The following is a 17,589-nucleotide window of genomic DNA, read 5'->3' on the forward strand; positions in this document are numbered from 1 at the left end:
GCTAGGGATGGGACATGACTGCTCTGCCCCGATCGACCCTGGTCCTGGGCGGCGCGCGCTCCGGCAAGAGCGCCTATGCCGAGGGACTGATCCGCGACGCCAGCATCCACGCGGTCTATCTCGCGACCGCGGAGGCCGGCGACCAGGAGATGGCGGCGCGCATCGCCCGGCATCGCAGCCAGCGTGGCGACGGCTGGCGCACGATCGAGGAGCCGCTCGACCTGGTCGGCACACTGCGTATGGTGGTCCGGGCGAACCGGCCGGTTCTGGTCGATTGCCTGACGCTGTGGCTTTCGAACCTGATGCATGCGGAGCGCGACATCGCGGTCGAGACGGCGGCACTGGTCGAGGCGATCGGCGAGCTTGCCGGCCCGGTCGTCTTCGTGTCGAACGAGGTCGGGCAGGGCATCGTGCCCGACAACACGTTGGCGCGCGCCTTCCGCGACCACGCCGGGCGATTGCATCAGCGGGTCGCCGCCGCGGCAGACCGGGTCGTGTTCGTCACCGCCGGCCTGCCGATGGTGCTGAAATCGCCAGAGAAACCAACTGTCAAGTGATTCCCTGAGTTTCTGCAACTGATTCGATGGTAATGCGTTAACAGGCACGAGACATCCACCGCCCAGCGCGGTAAGAAAACCAGCGAGAGGAACGTTGTGATGTTGACTGTCTGGAAGCGCGCTTTCGGCGCCATTGCGGCGCTCGGCCTGATGACTGCGACTGCTTCGGCTGCGTTCGCGGCGAGTGATCAGCAGGATTTGGTCGAGCACGCCCGCATCACCCTCGACGACCTGCACAAAGACAAGGAATTCGGCAACGGTGCGGAGCTGCTGCGCCGGGCCAAGGGCGTCCTCATCGTCCCGTCGCTCATCAAGGGCGGCTTCTTCCTGGGCGGCGAGGGCGGCACCGGCGTGCTGCTGACGCGCGGCGCCGGTCGCGAGTGGAGCTATCCGGCGTTCTATACGCTGGCGTCGGCCTCGTTCGGCCTGCAGATCGGCGGCGAGGAGGCGGAGCTCATCGTGTTCGCCCTCACCGACAAGGGCCTGCAGGCCTTCATGCGCGATGAATTCAAGATCGGTGCCCAGGCCGGCCTCGCCGTCGTGACCCTGGGCTCGACCGCCGAGGCGTCGACGACGAGCGCGCTCAACGCCGATCTGGTCGTCTGGTCGTCCTCGTCGGGCGCCTATGCCGGCATCACCTTGAACGGCTCGATCATCAAGCCGCGCGACAGCTGGAACGAGGCCTATTACGGCCATGCGGTGTCGCCGGCCACGATCGTCAACAAGCGCTCGGTCAAGAATACCGGCGCCGACAGCCTCCGGACGACGCTTGCCAGCCAGAGCTGACGCCCCTTCCGGAGCCCGTCGGACCCCGGCCCTGATGTTCCAGGGCACAGGGTCCGACGTCGGCAAGTCCCTGCTCGTCGCGGGATTGGGCCGCGCCTTCACGAGGCGCGGCCTTCGCGTCTTGCCGTTCAAGCCGCAGAACATGTCGAACAACGCCGCGGTCACCGCCGACGGCGGCGAGATCGGCCGGGCGCAAGCGCTGCAGGCGCGCGCCTGCGGCGTCGAGCCCGGCATCGACATGAACCCGGTGCTGTTGAAGCCCCATTCCGAGACGGGGGCCCAGATCATCGTGCAGGGCCGCGTCTGGCGCGATGCCGAGGCGCGGCGCTATCAGGCCTTGAAGCCCGAGCTCATGCCCTTCGTGCTCGAGAGCTTCGATCGGCTCGCCGCCCGGGCCGACCTGGTGCTGATCGAGGGGGCCGGCAGCCCGGCCGAGGTCAATCTCCGCGCCGGCGACATCGCCAACATGGGTTTTGCCGAGGCCGCGGACGTGCCGGTCGTCCTCATCGGCGACATCGACCGCGGCGGCGTCATCGCCTCGATCGTCGGCACGCAGGCACTGCTCGAGCCGGCAGAGCGGGCGCGGCTCAAGGGCTATCTCATCAACAAGTTTCGCGGCGATGTCGGCCTGTTCGGTTCGGCGGTCGACATCCTGAAGGCGCGCACCGGGCTCGACTGCCTCGGCATCGTGCCGCATTGGGCCGAGGCGGCAAAGCTCCCGGCCGAAGATGCAGTGGCGCTCGACCAATCCTTGGGCATACGGGAGGGCGGCGCCTTCCGGGTCGTGGTGCCGCGCCTGCCCAATATCTCGAACTTCGACGATCTCGACCCGCTGTCGGCCGAGCCCGGCGTCTCGGTCGAGTTCGTCGCCCCTGGCCGGCCGCTGCCGCGCGACGCTGACCTGGTGCTGCTGCCCGGCTCCAAGGCGACGCGCGCCGATCTCGCGGCGCTCCGCGCCCAGGGCTGGGACATCGACCTCCTGGCCCATGCGCGCGCCGGCGGCCGGGTGCTCGGCCTGTGCGGCGGCTACCAGATCCTCGGCCGCAGCATCGTCGACCCGACCGGCATGGAAGGGCCGGCCGGCGAAAGCGCGGGCCTCGGCCTGCTCGACGTCACGACGGTGCTCCATGCCCATAAGACTCTCACGCGGCTCGATGTTCGCGACGATCTGACCGGCGAGCAGCTCCAGGCCTACGAGATCCATGTCGGCGAGACCGACGGGCCTGGCCGCACCCAGCCATTCCTCGTGCTGGACGGCCGGCCCGAGGGCGCGGTCTCGGCCGACGGGCGGATCGCCGGCTGCTATCTGCACGGGCTGTTCACGGCCGACGGCTGGCGCCGGCGGTTCCTGGGCGACGTCGGCGCCGCCACTGATCCGACGCTCGGGTTCGAGGCCATGGTCGGCCGTACGCTCGACCGCCTGGCCGATCACCTGGAGACGGTGATCGATCTGGACCGGCTGCTGGAAATTGCGCGCGCGCGCTGATTTTCTCGGGCAAAGTTCTGGCTCATCCTGACACGCTGTTGTCAGGAGCCCCCGGCTAGCCTCAACTGCATCGGCGGCGCGAGACCCGTCGCTGGAACGAGGCAACGTCCAAGGGAGGCCCCATGACCGCGCTCATCTTCTATCACTCGCCCCATACGCGTTCGACGGGCACCCGCATCCTGCTCGAGGAGCTGGGCGCGCCCTATACGCTCCAGGCGGTCAACATGACGGCGGGCGAGCAGCGCCAGGCCGGTTATCTCGCGATCAACCCGATGGGCAAGGTGCCGGCGATCCGGCATGGCGACGCGCTCGTCACCGAACAGCCGGCCATCTTCATCTATCTGGCCGATCTCTTCCCCGCGGCCGGCCTGGCACCTGCCATCAGCGACCCCCTGCGCGGCCCCTATCTGCGCTGGCTCGTCTATTACGGCTCCTGCTTCGAACCCGCCGTCGTCGACAAGGCGCTGAAGCGCGAGCCGGCGCCGCCCAGCACCTGTCCCTACGGCGATTACGACACGATGCTGAAGACGGTCGTCGACGCGCTGGCGGTCGGGCCCTACCTCCTGGGCGAGCGCTTCACGGCGGCGGACGTGCTCTGGGGCACGGCGCTCGGCTGGATGACCCGGTTCAAGCTGGTGCCGGATCTGCCGGCGATCCTGGCCTATGTCGAGCGCGTCGCGGCCCGGCCCGCCGCCGCCAAGGTCAGGGCGCTCGATGAAGCGCTCGCAGCCCAGCACAAGGCCGCGGCGGCCTCCTAAAAGGTGAGCACCACGGCCGCGGTGCCGAGCGCCAGCACCTCGAGCAGGCAGGCGACCCGGAATACGCGGAGCGCCGCTGCCATGTCGGCGACCGTCGCCCGGGCGCGGCCGTCGCCCATCCAGGGATCGGTCACCACGATGTCGCCGTAGCGGCGCGGGCCGGCCAGCGCCAGGTCCAGCGCGCCGGCCATCGCCGCCTCGGGCCAGCCGGCGTTGGGCGAGCGGTGCTTGCCGGCGTCGCGCAGCATGGTGCGGAGCGCCCGGACCGGCGTGCCCCGCGGCACGAACAGGGCCGCGGCGCCGACCAGCAGCCCCGAGAGCCGCGCCGGCACCAGGTTCAAGAGATCGTCGAACCGGGCCGATGCCCAGCCAAAGGCGATGTGGCGCGGCGTCTTATGGCCGATCATGCTGTCGAGCGTGTTGACCGTCTTGTAGACGATGAGGCCGGGCAGGCCGGCCAGCGCGTAGGCCAGCACCGGCGCCACCACGCCGTCGGAGAAATTCTCGGCGAGCGATTCGATGCCGGCACGCGCGACACCATGGGCGTCGAGGCTGGCCGGATCGCGCCCGACGATATGGCTGACCGCGACCCGGCCGGCGGCGAGCCCTTCCGCGTCGAGCGCGCGCATGACGCGGACCACATGGTCGTGGAGGCTGCGTTGGGCCACCAGCACGGCCACGATCAGCAACTCGACCAGGCCGCTCCAGCGGCCGAACCGGGTGGCGATGAAGCTCAGGATCACGCCCACGAGCGCCGCGCTCACAACCATGGCGACGAGCGTGATGACGCCGCGCCAGCGCCGGGTCCGGGCACTCCGCGCCTCGCGATTGAGGCGCCGGTCGAATAGGGCTATGGCTCTGCCGATCAGCACGACCGGGTGCGGCACATAGCGGAAGATGAGCGGCAGGTCGCCCACGAGCCAGTCGAGGCCGAGCGCCAGCACGAGGATGACGAGACGGTCGGCCGTCTGGCCGGGCAGGAACAGGAGAAGGGCGGAATGAGTCATCGCGCGCGGAGCATGGCGAGCGGCGGGCGGCCGGGTCAATGACCGAACGCGACACGGTCGCTGCCGGCGGCGGGTATGGGGGCGACGGGTATCTGCTGTGCGGCCATGGCAGCCGCGACTTGGGCGCGGTCGCGGGCTTTGCCGCGATCGCCCGCGGCCTGGCGCCGCAGCTTGCCGGCCGGCCGTTCGCCCATGGCTTCATGGAGCTGGCCGAGCCCGATCTAGAGGCGGCGGTCGGCACGCTTGCCGCGGCCGGGGCGACGCGAATCCTGGCGATTCCCGGCTTCCTGTTCGCCGCGCGCCATGTGCGCGAGGACCTGCCGCGCCTGCTGGCCGCGGCGGCGGCGCGGCATGGTGTCGCCTGGCATCTGGGGCGCGAGCTTGGCGCCGACCCGCGATTGGTCGATGCCTTGGCCGAGCGCGCCCACATCGCTGCTGCCGGCGCCGTCGCGGCCGAGCCGGCGGCACGGGCCGGTACGGGCCTGGCGCTGGTCGGCGCCGGCAGCAGCGACGCGGGCGCCAATGCCGCGCTGACGACGCTCGCGGAGGAGGTCCGCCATGCGCTGGGCTTCGGCGACGCCATCGCATGCTACGCCTCGGTCGCCTCTCCACCGGTCGGGGCAGCGGTCGAGGCGCTCGCCGCCCGCGGCTTCGCGCGCGTCCTGCTGCTGCCCTGGTTCCTGACCGAGGGCAATCTGCTACGCCAGGCGCGGGCCGAAGCGCGCGCCGCTGCTGCGGGACGCGTCGAACTCGCCGAGGCCGAGGTGCTGGGTGCCCATCCGCTCGTGCTGGACACGCTCGCCGCCCGGGCGCACGCACTGGCAGAGACGCCTTCGCCCTAGCCGCCGTCATCGCCGCCCGGCCTTGCCTTCTACCCGCGCTTGCGCGTAAGCCTGCTGCCCGTGAGACTCCATGACACTTACGGGCTCGGCGCCCGGCTCGATCATTTGGCCGAAGGGCGCCGTCCCTGGCTTCTGCTGCTCCTTCTTTCGCTGGCGCTCTATCTGCCTGGCCTCGCGAACCTGCCGCCGGTCGACCGCGACGAGGCGCGCTACATCCAGGCGACGCGCCAGATGCTGGAGACCGGCGACTTCCTGCACATCCGCTTCCAGGACGAGGCGCGGAACAAGAAGCCGGCCGGCATCTACTGGCTGCAGTCCGCCGTGGTCGATGGTTTGAGCAGCGCCGGGTCGACGGCGGTCTGGCCCTATCGGCTGGTCTCCGTGCTGGGGGCCACCGTCGCGGTGCTGCTGACCTTCCTGTTCGGCCAGCAGATCTTCGACCGGCGCACGGCGCTCGTGGCCTCGGGCTTGCTTGCCGGCTCACTCGATCTGGTGTTCGAGGCCCATGTCGCAACGACCGACGCCGCACTGCTCGCGACCGCGGTTGCGGCGCAAGGCGTGCTCGCCGCGGCCTATCTGGCACCGCGCCGGGGCGAGTCGGTCGGGGCGGGTCTCGCGGCCCTGTTCTGGATCGCCCAGGCGCTGGCGATCCTGATCAAAGGTCCGGTCGTGCCGGCGTTCTCGCTGCTCACCATCCTGGCCTTGGCGATCGTCGACCGGCGCGGCGGCTGGCTCAAGGCGCTGCGCCCGTTCTGGGGCGTGCCGCTCTTGCTGGTTCTGGTGCTGCCCTGGCTTGTTGCGATCGAGCTTGCGACCCAGGGCCAATTCCTGAACGAGGCGGTCGGCCACGATTTCCTCGGCAAGGTCGCGGGCGCGCAGGAGGCGCATGGCGCGCCACCCGGCTATTACCTGGCCTTGCTGCCGGCGACCTTCTGGCCCGGCACCCTGTTCCTGGGGTTCGGCGCCGTCTGGGCCTGGCGCAATCGCCGGCTGCCCGCAGCGCGATTCCTCATCGCCTGGGCGGTCCCGTCCTGGATCCTGCTCGAGGCGGTGCCGACCAAGCTGCCGCACTATGTCGTGCCGCTCTATCCGGCGCTGGGCCTGCTGACGGCGAAGGGCCTGATTGCCGCGGCGGAGGAGGGGATGGGCGTGTCGCGCCGCTGGGTGCAGTGGCTGCCGGCCGTCCTCTGGGCCGTCGTCGGTGTGGTGCTTGCGGCCGGGCTCGTCGTGCTCCCGCTCGTCCTTGACCGGCGGGCGTCGTTCGGCGGCGCCGTCGCGGCCGCCGCGGTGCTGGCGGCGCTCTGGCATTTCCTGTGGCACGAGCGGGCGCGGCCGAGCGTCGCCAATGCCGGCGTGGCCCTGGTCGCCGCCCTGCTGGTTGTGGCGCCCGGCTTCGCGCTCGTGCTGCCCCACGTCAACGCGATCTGGCTCAGCCGCTCGGCCGCAGCGCTTGTTGCCGCCGAGCGGCTACCCGACGAGCAGTTGGTCTCGACCGGCTATACGGAGCCGAGCCTCGTCTTCCTGCTTGGCACCGGCACGCGGTTGCTCGCCCCGGCCGAGGCGGCGGCGGCGCTCGTCGACGGCACGGCGAAGCTGGCGCTCGTCGCCGATCGGCAGGACCAGGACTTCACCGCCGCGGTCACGGCGGCCGGCAGGACGGACCGGCTTTATGGCGCGGTCCGCGGCTTCGACTACTCGAACGGCCGCTGGATCACGCTCCGGCTCTACCGGCTCGCGCCCGCGGGATCCTGAGGCGGGTGGCCTGATCGGGCGCTATTGCGCGCCCGCCTGCTTCAAAGCCTGGACGACGAGCGTCTGGCGCGCGTCGGTTGCCATGTCGAGGGCGGAGCGGCCGGTATAGTCGCGTGTATCGATCTTGGCGTGATGGGCAAGCAGCACGCGCACGACGCCGAGATTGCCGTTCGTCGCCGCCATCATCAGCGGCGTGGTGCCGCGCTTGTCCGTCGCCTCGATGGCGGCCCCGCCGTCGAGCAGGGCGGCCACCGCCTCCGGATTGTCCTTCTGCACGGCCCAGTGCAGCGGCAGGCGATCGTCGCCGTCGCGGATCGTCGTGCGCGCGCCGCCCTGCAGCAGCAGCTTCACCATGGCACCATTGCCGGCGATCGCGGCGTAGGTGAGCGCCGTCTTGCCGTCATTGTCCTGGTGATTGAGCTCCTCGCCGCGCACGACTTGCTGGCGCAGGGTCTCCATGTCGCCCGTCTGGGCTGCCTTGATCGTGTTGTAGTAGCCGCCGGTCAGATCGGCGCGGGCCGGCACGGCCGCAAGGCAGAGGAGGCCGGCCAGCAGCAGGGCAGAACGGGACGGGGAACGCAGCGACATCAAGCGGAGACTCCGAGGACGGGGTGCAAGTGACCGAGCCGGAAAACTACGGTAGGGCCGGCCGCTTGGCCAGCGGTCGGCCGGTGAGATCTTGTGCCGCAGCTCCGCAGATTCCACCCCTTGCATTCCTGCGCAGGCTGGGGAAGCTGATTTTGCATCACGAAGCAGGATCGGATCGTTTCATGGACCGCGTGCCTTTCACCTTTCCCGAGTTTGCGCCCGGTTCGGTCTGGCTGGTCGGCGCCGGGCCGGGCGATCCGGGGCTGCTGACGCTCATCGGGCGCCATGCGCTCGAGACGGCGGATGCGATCGTCTATGACGCGCTCATCGACGAGCGCCTGCTCGATTTCACGCGCGCGGACGCGGTGCTCGAATATGCCGGCAAGCGCGGTGGCCGGCCGTCGCCGACCCAGCCCGACATCTCGAAGCGCTTGATCGAGCTGGCCCGCGCCGGCCATCGCGTCGTGCGGCTCAAGGGCGGCGACCCGTTCGTGTTCGGCCGCGGCGGCGAGGAGGCGCTGACGCTCGCCGCTGCGGGCGTGCCGTTCCGCATCGTGCCCGGGATCACGGCCGGGATCGGCGGGCTCGCCTATGCCGGCATCCCGGTGACCCATCGCGACACCAACCAGGTCTTGGCGCTCGTCACCGGCCATGACGCCCAGGGGCTGCTGCCCGAGGGCATCGATTGGGCGTCGCTGGCGCGCGCGGCGCCGGTGCTCGTCTTCTACATGGCGTTCCGCCAGCTGGATGCGATCGCGGCGCGCCTCGTGGCCGAAGGGCGGTCGCCGGACGAGCCGGTCGCGGTCGTGAGCAAGGCGGCGCGCGCCGACCAGCAGGTGCTGACGGCGACGCTTGCGACCGTCGCGGCTGCCGTCGCCGCGTCTGCAATCGAGCCGCCGGCCATCGTTGTCGTCGGTCCGGTCGTCCAATATCGCGACCAGCTCGACTGGCTCGGACATTGGGACCATCCCTGAGGCAGATTCCGGGAGAGAGAAGCCATGGCGAAAGATAACGACAAGCAGCCCGTCGCAGAGGATGGCAACGGCAGGCTGAAGCTCGGCGGGGAGGTGCTGCGCAACGCGCGCGAGCGCACGATCATCGAGGACCGCTGGGAAGTCGTCGGCGACGCCAAGCCGCCGCGCGCGAAGAAGCGGAGCTACAAATACGTCGAGGAACTGGCGCGCATGCAGTTCGAGCTCATCAAGCTGCAGGAATGGGTCAAGATCCAGGGCCTCAGGGTCTGCGTGCTGTTCGAGGGGCGCGATGCGGCCGGCAAGGGCGGCGTCATCAAGCGCATCACCGAAAGCCTCAATCCCCGAACCTGCCGCGTCGTAGCGCTGGGCACGCCGACCGAGCGCGAGCGGACCCAGTGGTATTTCCAGCGCTACGTCGCCCAGCTGCCGGCGGCCGGCGAGATCGTGCTGTTCGACCGCAGCTGGTACAACCGCGCCGGCGTCGAGCATGTCATGGGCTTCTGCTCGAACGAGGAATACGAGGAGTTCCTGCGCGCCTGCCCGCTGTTCGAGGAAATGCTCGTCCGTTCCGGCATCCATCTCGTCAAATACTGGTTCTCCGTCAGCGACGAGGAGCAGGAGGCCCGCTTCATCGAGCGCATGCGCAACCCGATCAAGCGCTGGAAGCTGTCGCCGATGGACATCGCCTCGCGCGCCCACTGGGTCGAATATTCCAGGGCCAAGGACCGCATGCTCGAGCATACCGACACGAAGCTCGTGCCGTGGCACATCGTCGATGCGGACAGCAAGAAGCGGGCGCGGCTCAACTGCATCGCCCATCTCCTGCGCCAGGTCCCGTACAAGGATCTGGAGCCGATCGAGGTCGACCTGCCGCCGCGCCAGCCGGACGGTGGCTACGTCCGGCCGAAGAAGTCGAGCCAGCACTGGGTGCCGGAGCTCTATTGATCCCGGCGTGCCGGCCATTCTCGACCGAGGCTATCGCGTGATCCGCTCTTTCTGGTCTATCGCCGTCGGCCTCTTGCTCCTGGTCGCCGGGCCGGCAAGCGCGGACGGCATCGATTGCGCTAAGGCCAAGGCGCCGGCCGATCGGGCGGTGTGCGCCGATCCCGCCTTGACGGCGCTCGACGTCAAGATCGCCCGGCAATATGCCAAGGTTCGTGCGGCGCTCGCGGATGATGGGCTGCGCCATGACCTGGTTCAGGGGCAGCGCGCCTGGATCGCGGGGCGGGACGCCGCCTGTCCCGATGCCGAGCCCGAATGCCTGAAGGCGCACTATGCGGCGCGACTCGACGATCTGACGGCACTCGCGGCCGCGACCGACAACCGCACACGGGTCCTGAAGGGGCTCGACATCGTCGTGCTGCAGGGAGAATGGCGCGCCGACGGCTTCGTGACGCCGGACGGATCCGTCGAGCATTCAGAGGCGGAGCATCTGGAGAATGCGGCAATCGGCTGGGGCCTGCCGGCGCTTGGCCGGATCCTGACCGGCCATCCGGGCATGCTGTGCACCCAGAAGGACGCCGTGGCTAAGCCCTATTGCGCACCGTTCGGCCTGCAGAAGACGACGCTTGCGGATGCGGCCGGCGGCGACCGGATGGCGGCCGGGCTGAAGCTGCCGGCGACGGCGCCCGCCTTCGTGCTGGCCGGTGCCGTCAATCCGAGCGACCTCCTGATCCCGGCGGCGGACGGCAGCCTGCTGGCAGAGTTCAAGGTCTGCCGGGACGCGGGCCTCAGGGATTGCCATTTCGCCTATCAGGTCTGGAAACCCGCGAGCGAGGATGCCCGGCTGCTCGTGCGCTGAGGTGTTACCCTCCCGCGCAGCGTGTTTCATCTGATGATATAAATACTCACAGTAATCATCGTGTCACAACCCGCTCGACCACTTGGTTTCTTGCGAGACCAACTATGCCGGCCCGGAGACGCCTAACGAATCCGAAAGATTTTGCCGATAAATTGCCCCCACCTTCCTGCGGCAATTTTCCGTGATTTGAATCCGGGCGGCAGAACCCGCACTCGTGGGGGCAGGAACGCGGCGAGCATATTTCGGGAGCGGGTTCATGCGGTTTTCCGACTGGCGCATTTCCCTCAAGGTTGGTGGGGGTTTCGGCGTCGTCATTCTGCTGCTGATCGCGGTCGTGCTGACGGCATGGCTGTCGTTCCGCGCGGCCGACGGCAATTTCGGGCGCTATGCGGCGCTGGCCGAGACCAACAACCGCCTGCAGTCGGTGCGCGACGGCGTCGCCGTCGCCCGGCTCGAGGTGGTGAAATATCTCGCCGGCGACGTGAAGACGCCCGACCAGGCCAACAAGGCGATCGACGAGGCGGCTCAGCGCGCCGCCGATGCTGGGGCGCAGATCGACGACGCGGCCATCAAGAGCGGCCTCGGCGAGGTTGGCGACAAGATCGGCACGTTCAAGGGCAAGTTCGCCGAGCTCTCGAAGCTGTTGGCGCAGAAGCGCTCGCTCTTGCGCGACCAGTTCGATCCCTTAGACGAGACGATCGACCAGGCGTTCGGCGAGTTCGTCGAGACGCTCGCCAATGCCGGCAAGGTAGACATCGCGCTCTATCTCAACAACGAGGTGGCGCGCCAGGCGTCGGCGGCGCGCACCAACGCGCTGCGCTATTTCCGCGACGATGATCCGGCGTTCAAGACCAAGGCCGAGGATGCGCTGACCAAGGTCAATGATGCGGTGGCGCAGTTGCGCGTGCGCGTGCCCGACGCTGAATACCGCAAGAACGTCATCACCGTGATCAAGAGCTCCGACCAGCTGGTCGGCACGTTCAAGGACGCGATCGCCGCCTATGAGCAGGCGCGCAAGATCGAGGCGTCCGACCTGGCCGACGCCGGCAACGAGATGCTGCGGTCGATCGCGAGCATGGTCGAGCGCACAGTCGAGGCGCAGCGCACCCTGGGGCTCGACGCGCGCGCCAGTGTCGGGAGCGCCGGCCGCTCCGTGCTGCTCATGTCGTTCGGCGCCGTGGCGCTGGCGGCGATCCTGGCATTTCTCATCAGCCGCGCGATCGCGGGCCCGGTCGTCCGCCTGACCCATGTCATGCAGGCGCTCGCCGGCGGCGACCGCTCGGTCGCGGTGCCGGCCGTGGGCCGCGCCGACGAGGTCGGCCAGATGGCGCGGACCGTCGAGGTGTTCAAGCAGACGGCGATCGAAGCGGAGGAACTGGCAGAGGCGCAGGCGGCGTCCCAGGCGCGGCGCGACCGGCGCATGCAGTCGCTCGACCGGCTGACGAGCGCGTTCCAGACCGATGTCGGCGGCATCATCCATGATCTGGGTGCCGCCTCCGCCGGCCTGCGCGGCACGTCCTCAGCCGTGTCGGCCGCGGCCGAGGAGACGGGGCGCCAGGCCGAGGCGGTCGCGAGCGCCTCCGACGAGGCCTCGTCCAACGTCGATGCCGTCGCGGCGGCAACCGAGGAGTTGGCCGCTTCGATCTCGACGGTGGCCGAGCAGGTCGGCCGGTCCGCCGCGATCGCGCAGAAGGCGTCCGAGATGACCGGCCGGACCGACGACACGGTGCGCGAGCTCGCCGAGGCGGCCGAACGGATCGAGGCGGTGGTGCTGCTGATCAACGACATCGCCAGCCAGACCAACCTTCTGGCCTTGAACGCGACGATCGAGGCGGCGCGCGCCGGCGAGGCGGGCAAGGGCTTCGCTGTCGTGGCGAGCGAAGTGAAGAGCCTCGCCAACCAGACCGCGAGCGCCACCGAGGACATCCGCAACCAGATCGCGGCCATGCAGTCCGTCACCGGCCGCACCGTGAGTGCCATCCGCGAGATCGGCGGCACAGTCGGCGAGATGACCTCGATCGCGAGCGAGGTCGCGTCCGCCATGACCGAGCAGCGCCAGGCGACGGCGGAAATTGCAAAGAACGTGAGCTTAGCTGCGGCCGGCACCAAGGAGGTCTCGCGCAACATCTCCGGCGTGTCGGAGGCGACGCTCTCGACCGCCGAGGCCGCGAACCACGTGCTGGCGGCGGCCGACGGGCTCGGGCATCAGGAAGGCGCACTCCGGGCGACCGTCGACCAGTTTCTGGAGCAGGTGCGCCAGGCGTGACGTCAGCCGCGTTTCACCCCGAAGCAATGCTCCGGCCCGGGAAAGCGCCGCGCGCGCACGTCCTCGGCATAGGCCGCGACGGCCTCGCCCACGGCGGGACCGAGCTCGGCGTAGCGCTTGACGAATTTCGGCGTGAAATCGCCGAACAGGCCCAGGAGATCGTCCGACACCAGCACCTGCCCGTCGCAGGCGGGCGAGGCGCCGATGCCGATGGTCGGCACGGCCAAGCTTTCGGTGATGGCGCGGGCGACCGGCTCGACCGTGCCTTCGATCACGAGCGCGAAGGCGCCGGCCGCGGCGATGGCGCGCGCATCGGCCGCGACCTTGGCCGCCTGGGCCTCGTCCTTGCCCTGGGCACGGAAGCCGCCGGCGGTATTGACCGACTGCGGCATCAGGCCGACATGGCCGCAGACCGGAATGCCGCGCTCGGCCAGGAACTTGACCGTCGGCGCCATCTCGATGCCGCCTTCGAGCTTGACGGCACCGCAGCCGGTCTCGGCCATGACGCGGGCGGCATTGACGAACGCCTGCTCCGGCGAGGCCTGGTAGCTCGCGAACGGCAGATCGACCACGACCAGCGCCTGGGCCGCGCCGCGCACCACGGCAGCGCCATGGGCGATCATCATGTCGAGCGTCACGGCGAGCGTGCTCGGCAGGCCGTAGAGCACCATGCCGAGCGAGTCGCCGACCAGGAGCGCGTCGACATGCGGATCCAGGAGCTTCGCCATCGGCGTCGTATAGGCGGTCAGCCAGACGCTGGGTGCCGCCCCCTTGACGATATCGCGCACGGTGCGGCGCGGTGTTGTGGTCTGGGCGCTCATCGGGGCCTCGTCTCAAGCGGTCGGGACGTCGGCATTATCGGCCCTGCGGCGCGCCCGGCAAGTCACCCGCTCGGGGGACAGACATGACCGCGGCGCCCTCCTTGGTCGAGCAGGCCGTCGCCCATCTGAACGCGCGGCGCTACGCGGAGGCGGCGACGTTGTTCCTGGCCGCGGTCAATGCCGTGCCGACCGACGATGAGGCCTGGCGCGGTCTCGCCGTGGCGCTGGCCCTCCAAGGCCGGCTCGGCGATCTCATCGGGCTCGCCGATTATCGTGAGCGCCGCCGTGGCGATGGTTTCCTGTTCTGCCACGAGGCGCTGGGCCTGCTTCTGACCTATCGCCTGCACGGCCATCTGCGGGCGCTCGACGATGCCCTGCCCATGGCGAGCGTCTACAAACCGCCGGCACTCTACCAGGCGGCCTGTGCCGATCTGCTCGATGGCGCCGAGGATGCCGCCTTCGCCCGGCTCGGTCGGTTCAAGGAGCTTGTCCGCGCTGGGGCGGGCCAACTGCCGATCGGCGCCGACAGCCATTTCAACATCGCCTATCGCCAGGGGACGCTGATCGAGGACGTGGATTTCGTCGCCGGTCTGGCCGAGCCCGCGGCGGTCGCAGCGCGGCTGCCCGCGACCGTTCGGGAGCTCGATGCCGGCGCCGGCGGGCGGCCCTACGTGCTGGCGACGGCCTGCGACCGGCATTATTTCGAGCGCTTCGCGCCGGGCTTCGTGCGGAGTGCTGCGGCGCAGATGCCGGGGGCGGCGCTGCATTTCCATGTGATGGCGGCGGACGAGGCGAGCCGTTCGCTGTTCCGGGCGCTCACGGCCGAGGCACCGGGGCTGGCACTCAATCTCTCGACCGAACCCGACAGCGCGCTCCGCAGCGGCGCCTACTACGCCTCAGCCCGGTTCCTCGTCGGGCCGGATCTGCTCCGGCACTATCGGCGGCCGGTCGTCCTGCTGGATGCCGATGTCGGGTTCCTGCAGCCGCTCGACCCGCTGGTCGCGGCCGCGGCCGGATACGATTTCACCTGCTTCCGCCACGACGGCGCCGGGCCCTGCTCGCGCTATCCGGCCGTGCTCGGCGTCTGCGATCCGGGCGCTGGCGGACAGGCGTTTCTGGAGCGGGTCAGGCTGTTCGTGCTGGCGAAGCTCGAGATCGAATGGCCGTTCAACTGGATGCTCGATCAGGCGGCCTTGGCCTCGGTCATCCGCTGGGTCCGCAAGACCCGGGGGGAAACGGGCGTCGGCATTCTGAACGAGCTGGTGGGGACGCATTTCCAACCGTGGCTGCGATCGGTCGGCGGCGATGAGAAGGCCGCGCTGATCCGGGCAGCGAGCGGACAATAGGGGACGGCAACGCGAAACAGCGAGCGTCGGCGCGCGGCTAGAGATAAGCGCATGAATGCACGAGCCGCGCGCGACAGGGGAGAGCGAAATGGGCATGTCGGCACGTCTGCGTAACTTCAACTGGACGATCGAGCGCAAGCTCGTCGCCGCCTTTACGGCGGCAATCCTGGTCGGGTTCCTCACCATGATCGGGCTGCAGGCGCGCGACCAGCGCGCGAGCCTGATCGATCTGGCCGTGGCCGACCTCACGGCCAAGACGACCCAGCTCGGCAACGCCATGCGGATCGGCTTCATGGGCCACGACGGCTCGGCCATCGAGACCGAGTACAAGCCGATTGCCGACGCGCCCGACACCCAGCTCGCGAGCCTCGCCGCGTTCAACGACGACGGCTCGCTCTTACTGAAATTCGCGAACGACAAGCTGAAGTCGTCGGTCGATCTCACCCAGATCCTGGCCGGCGCGCCGAACGTGCTGGCCAAGGGCGAGAACCTGATCAAGGCGACCGATACCCACCTGATCGTGGCCGTGCCGGTGATGAGCCTGCGCGGCACCAAGGTGATCGGCGCGCTCGCCATCGCCTGGAGCCTCGATGCGCAGAATGCGGCGGTCTCGAAGGCGCTCCGGAGCCAGACCATCGTGGCGCTGGTCGTGATGATCGTGCTCCTGGGCCTGCTCGCGTTCCTGCTGCGTCGGCTGGTGGCGCGCCCGATCCTCGACATCACCGAGGTGATGCGCCAGCTCGCGGCGGGCGAGACCGGCGTCGCCATCCCGGCGACGAACCGCCGGGACGAGATCGGCGCCATGGCGGCGTCGGTCATGGTCTTCCGCGACAATGCCGAGGAAGTGATCCGGATCGAGCAGGAGCGGGAGGCGCAGAAGAGCCAAGCCGAGGAGGCCCGGCGCCAGGCGCTGCTGCAGCTTGCGGCCCGGCTCGAGAGCAGCGTGAAGACAGTTGCGGACTCGGTCGCAGGTGCCGCGAACCAGGTCGAGCACAGCGCCCGCTCCATGGTCGAGGCGGCCGAGACGGCGACAGGCCAGTCCTCGGCGGTTGCGGCCGCGTCCGAGGAAACGTCGGTCAGCATCCAGACGGTGGCGAGCGCCGCCGAACAGCTGACCGCCTCGATCGACGAGCTGGGGCGCCAGGCGGCCGGCTCGGCGAGCGTCGCCGAGGGCGCCGTGCAGGAGGCAGGCGCGACCTCGAACAAGGTCGAGCATCTCGAGGCCGCGGCCGGCCGCATCGGCGAGGTCGTGAAGCTCATCAGCGACATCGCGGCCCAGACCAACCTGCTCGCCTTGAACGCCACGATCGAGGCGGCGCGGGCCGGCGATGCCGGCAAGGGCTTCGCCGTCGTGGCGAGCGAGGTCAAGAGCCTGGCGGCGCAGACGGGCCGCGCGACGGAGGAGATCACGGCCCAGGTGGCCGCGATCCGGTCCGCCACTCAGGAAGTCGTCTCGGCGATCCACGGCATCGAGGGGACCATCACCAAGATCAGCGAGATCGCCGGCGCCATGACCGCCTCGATCGGCCAGCAGGGCCAGGCGACGCAGGAAATCGCGCGAAATATCCAGCAGGCGGCGACCGGTGCCGGCGAGGTGTCGGAGAACATCATCGGCGTGACGCGGATCGCGGGCGAAACCGGCCGGAGCGCCACCGACATCCTGGGTGCTGCCGGCGATCTCGTCCGGCAGTCGGATCTCTTGACCCAGAGCCTGAACGAGTTCCTGGCGGCGGCGCGCGCGTCCTAACAGGGGCCCGGCTCGGGAGCCTGCGACCGGCCGGCGGTTGCCGATGCCGCCGGTCCTGGAGGATCATGGCGTCCGGACCAGCGGAGGGACGGGCGGCAGATGCGGAGCTTTGGGATCGTCCCGCCGGGTTCGTGGCTCTTGTGGGCGATGCTCGTGCTCGCGCTGGCCGCGGCCCCCCTTGCCGTGAGGCCGGGCAACGCGACGCCGGCGTCACCCCCCATGCAGCGCATGCTGATCGGCGCCGGCTGCTACCAGATCGCCGGCCATGCGAGCGGCCCGGTGCCGGCCTATTGCCTCGACCAGGACGGCAGCACGCCGCGCCGCGGCGTCATGCTGGGCGAGACGCCGGCACTGGGGGCGGCGACCGTGTCGGTCGGCGGCGAGACCATGTCGCTTGCAACCGCGCTCGCGCGCCACGTGCTGCGCGTCGAGGGCACTGATGCGCCGGACCAGCTCTCGCTCGCCAACACGACGGACCTGCCCCTGTCGCTCTGCGTCGACCAGCCGGTCGTGGTCATGGGCAACGGCATCGGCTACAGCCGCGATCTGGCGCGAGTCTACGACCGGATCGACGCGTTGATGAGCGCTGATCGGGCGCCGCCCGCGCCCGACGAGACCAACCGCCACGAGCGGCTGCAGCAAAGCCTCTGGTCGCTGGTCAAGGCGGTCGACGACAAGGACTGGGCGGACCGGGCCCGGCTCGGCGGTGCATCGGCGCCGCCCAACGGTGCAGACTGTCCCGTCGCGGGTGCTACCACCGTCTTGTGCCATTAAGTCCGATGAAACTGCGGTTCTCGTTGCAAAGCGCCGCGGTCTGGCGCAAAGCTTATGGAAACTGAGGAGTTTCGGAGCCGCATC

16 protein-coding genes are annotated in these 17,589 nt (G+C 69.7%); 13 read left to right on the forward strand and 3 right to left on the reverse strand.

All coding sequences use genetic code 11. The features are described 5' to 3' along the window. Positions 1-14 precede the first annotated feature (14 nt). The 4 genes from cobU to IEY58_RS02615 all read left to right on the forward strand — a co-directional run bounded on the left by cobU (position 15) and on the right by IEY58_RS02615 (position 3,587). The gene (gene cobU, locus IEY58_RS02600; protein ID WP_189042119.1) at positions 15-557 is read left to right on the forward strand and encodes a bifunctional adenosylcobinamide kinase/adenosylcobinamide-phosphate guanylyltransferase; all 543 of its coding nucleotides are present in this window, start codon (positions 15-17) and stop codon (positions 555-557) included. Positions 558-656: 99 nt separating this feature from the next. Continuing rightward, a complete protein-coding gene (locus tag IEY58_RS02605) occupies positions 657-1,343 on the forward strand; it encodes a lipid-binding SYLF domain-containing protein (protein WP_189042121.1) in 687 nt (228 codons plus the stop codon). Positions 1,344-1,377: 34 nt separating this feature from the next. Then, the gene (locus IEY58_RS02610) at positions 1,378-2,829 is read left to right on the forward strand and encodes a cobyric acid synthase (RefSeq protein WP_189042123.1); all 1,452 of its coding nucleotides are present in this window, start codon (positions 1,378-1,380) and stop codon (positions 2,827-2,829) included. Positions 2,830-2,951: 122 nt separating this feature from the next. Further along, the gene (locus IEY58_RS02615; protein WP_189042125.1) at positions 2,952-3,587 is read left to right on the forward strand and encodes a glutathione S-transferase family protein; all 636 of its coding nucleotides are present in this window, start codon (positions 2,952-2,954) and stop codon (positions 3,585-3,587) included. Here the strand turns inward: IEY58_RS02615 and cbiB are convergent. Beyond that, complete coding sequence (cbiB, locus tag IEY58_RS02620) at positions 3,584-4,594, reverse strand: adenosylcobinamide-phosphate synthase CbiB (protein ID WP_189042127.1); 1,011 nt, start codon at positions 4,592-4,594, stop codon at positions 3,584-3,586. The two genes, IEY58_RS02615 and cbiB, sit on opposite strands and share 4 nt — an antisense overlap. Before the next feature lie 38 nt (positions 4,595-4,632). Between cbiB and IEY58_RS02625 the strand changes: the two genes are divergently transcribed. Together IEY58_RS02625 and IEY58_RS02630 are read left to right on the forward strand one after the other, a co-directional pair. Next, positions 4,633-5,436, forward strand: a complete 804-nt coding sequence (locus IEY58_RS02625; RefSeq protein WP_189042129.1) for a sirohydrochlorin chelatase — start codon at positions 4,633-4,635, stop codon at positions 5,434-5,436. A 60-nt stretch (positions 5,437-5,496) separates the two neighbouring features. Continuing rightward, complete coding sequence (locus IEY58_RS02630; protein WP_189042131.1) at positions 5,497-7,188, forward strand: ArnT family glycosyltransferase; 1,692 nt, start codon at positions 5,497-5,499, stop codon at positions 7,186-7,188. A gap of 21 nt (positions 7,189-7,209) precedes the next feature. Here IEY58_RS02630 and IEY58_RS02635 read toward each other — a convergent pair whose 3' ends face one another. Continuing rightward, entirely contained in the window at positions 7,210-7,776 is a 567-nt protein-coding gene (locus IEY58_RS02635) for an ankyrin repeat domain-containing protein (RefSeq protein ID WP_189042133.1), read from the reverse strand. Between the two features lie 182 nt (positions 7,777-7,958). Between IEY58_RS02635 and cobA the strand changes: the two genes are divergently transcribed. From cobA to IEY58_RS02655, 4 genes are all read left to right on the forward strand, one after another. Further along, positions 7,959-8,750 carry a uroporphyrinogen-III C-methyltransferase gene (gene cobA, locus IEY58_RS02640; RefSeq protein WP_189042135.1) on the forward strand — a complete coding sequence of 264 codons (792 nt, stop codon included), beginning with the start codon at positions 7,959-7,961 and terminating at the stop codon, positions 8,748-8,750. Between the two features lie 24 nt (positions 8,751-8,774). After that, on the forward strand, positions 8,775-9,695 hold the full coding sequence (gene ppk2, locus IEY58_RS02645) for a polyphosphate kinase 2 (RefSeq protein WP_189042137.1): 921 nt from the start codon (positions 8,775-8,777) through the stop codon (positions 9,693-9,695). A gap of 37 nt (positions 9,696-9,732) precedes the next feature. Then, positions 9,733-10,551: a lysozyme inhibitor LprI family protein gene (locus tag IEY58_RS02650; protein WP_189042139.1), complete on the forward strand. Its 819-nt coding sequence runs from the start codon at positions 9,733-9,735 to the stop codon at positions 10,549-10,551. A gap of 256 nt (positions 10,552-10,807) precedes the next feature. Further along, positions 10,808-12,817, forward strand: coding sequence for a methyl-accepting chemotaxis protein (locus IEY58_RS02655; protein ID WP_189042141.1), 2,010 nt, complete (start codon positions 10,808-10,810; stop codon positions 12,815-12,817). A gap of 2 nt (positions 12,818-12,819) precedes the next feature. Here IEY58_RS02655 and panB read toward each other — a convergent pair whose 3' ends face one another. After that, on the reverse strand, positions 12,820-13,638 hold the full coding sequence (gene panB / locus IEY58_RS02660; RefSeq protein ID WP_189042143.1) for a 3-methyl-2-oxobutanoate hydroxymethyltransferase: 819 nt from the start codon (positions 13,636-13,638) through the stop codon (positions 12,820-12,822). 83 nt (positions 13,639-13,721) lie between these two features. On the opposite strand from panB, the gene IEY58_RS02665 reads away from it, so the two are divergent. The 3 genes from IEY58_RS02665 (at position 13,722) to IEY58_RS02675 (ending at position 17,505) form a co-directional block, all read left to right on the forward strand. After that, a complete protein-coding gene (locus IEY58_RS02665) occupies positions 13,722-14,984 on the forward strand; it encodes a hypothetical protein (RefSeq protein WP_189042145.1) in 1,263 nt (420 codons plus the stop codon). A 94-nt stretch (positions 14,985-15,078) separates the two neighbouring features. Continuing rightward, complete coding sequence (locus tag IEY58_RS02670) at positions 15,079-16,731, forward strand: methyl-accepting chemotaxis protein (RefSeq protein WP_189042147.1); 1,653 nt, start codon at positions 15,079-15,081, stop codon at positions 16,729-16,731. A gap of 99 nt (positions 16,732-16,830) precedes the next feature. Then, positions 16,831-17,505, forward strand: coding sequence for a hypothetical protein (locus IEY58_RS02675; RefSeq protein WP_189042149.1), 675 nt, complete (start codon positions 16,831-16,833; stop codon positions 17,503-17,505). The last annotated feature ends 84 nt before the right edge of the window (positions 17,506-17,589 follow it).

The organism is Aliidongia dinghuensis, assembly GCF_014643535.1.
GTDB lineage: Bacteria > Pseudomonadota > Alphaproteobacteria > ATCC43930 > CGMCC-115725 > Aliidongia > Aliidongia dinghuensis.

What these genes read in the sequence shown, in the direction of transcription:
- cobU (WP_189042119.1), top strand. Translation starts at nt 15, where the DNA reads ATGACTGCTCTGCCCCGATCGACCCTGGTCCTGGGCGGCGCGCGCTCC.
- IEY58_RS02605 (WP_189042121.1), top strand. Translation starts at nt 657, where the DNA reads ATGTTGACTGTCTGGAAGCGCGCTTTCGGCGCCATTGCGGCGCTCGGC.
- IEY58_RS02610 (WP_189042123.1), top strand. Translation starts at nt 1,378, where the DNA reads ATGTTCCAGGGCACAGGGTCCGACGTCGGCAAGTCCCTGCTCGTCGCG.
- IEY58_RS02615 (WP_189042125.1), top strand. Translation starts at nt 2,952, where the DNA reads ATGACCGCGCTCATCTTCTATCACTCGCCCCATACGCGTTCGACGGGC.
- cbiB (WP_189042127.1), bottom strand. Translation starts at nt 4,594, where the DNA reads ATGACTCATTCCGCCCTTCTCCTGTTCCTGCCCGGCCAGACGGCCGAC.
- IEY58_RS02625 (WP_189042129.1), top strand. Translation starts at nt 4,633, where the DNA reads ATGACCGAACGCGACACGGTCGCTGCCGGCGGCGGGTATGGGGGCGAC.
- IEY58_RS02635 (WP_189042133.1), bottom strand. Translation starts at nt 7,776, where the DNA reads ATGTCGCTGCGTTCCCCGTCCCGTTCTGCCCTGCTGCTGGCCGGCCTC.
- cobA (WP_189042135.1), top strand. Translation starts at nt 7,959, where the DNA reads ATGGACCGCGTGCCTTTCACCTTTCCCGAGTTTGCGCCCGGTTCGGTC.
- ppk2 (WP_189042137.1), top strand. Translation starts at nt 8,775, where the DNA reads ATGGCGAAAGATAACGACAAGCAGCCCGTCGCAGAGGATGGCAACGGC.
- IEY58_RS02655 (WP_189042141.1), top strand. Translation starts at nt 10,808, where the DNA reads ATGCGGTTTTCCGACTGGCGCATTTCCCTCAAGGTTGGTGGGGGTTTC.
- panB (WP_189042143.1), bottom strand. Translation starts at nt 13,638, where the DNA reads ATGAGCGCCCAGACCACAACACCGCGCCGCACCGTGCGCGATATCGTC.
- IEY58_RS02665 (WP_189042145.1), top strand. Translation starts at nt 13,722, where the DNA reads ATGACCGCGGCGCCCTCCTTGGTCGAGCAGGCCGTCGCCCATCTGAAC.
- IEY58_RS02670 (WP_189042147.1), top strand. Translation starts at nt 15,079, where the DNA reads ATGTCGGCACGTCTGCGTAACTTCAACTGGACGATCGAGCGCAAGCTC.
- IEY58_RS02675 (WP_189042149.1), top strand. Translation starts at nt 16,831, where the DNA reads ATGCGGAGCTTTGGGATCGTCCCGCCGGGTTCGTGGCTCTTGTGGGCG.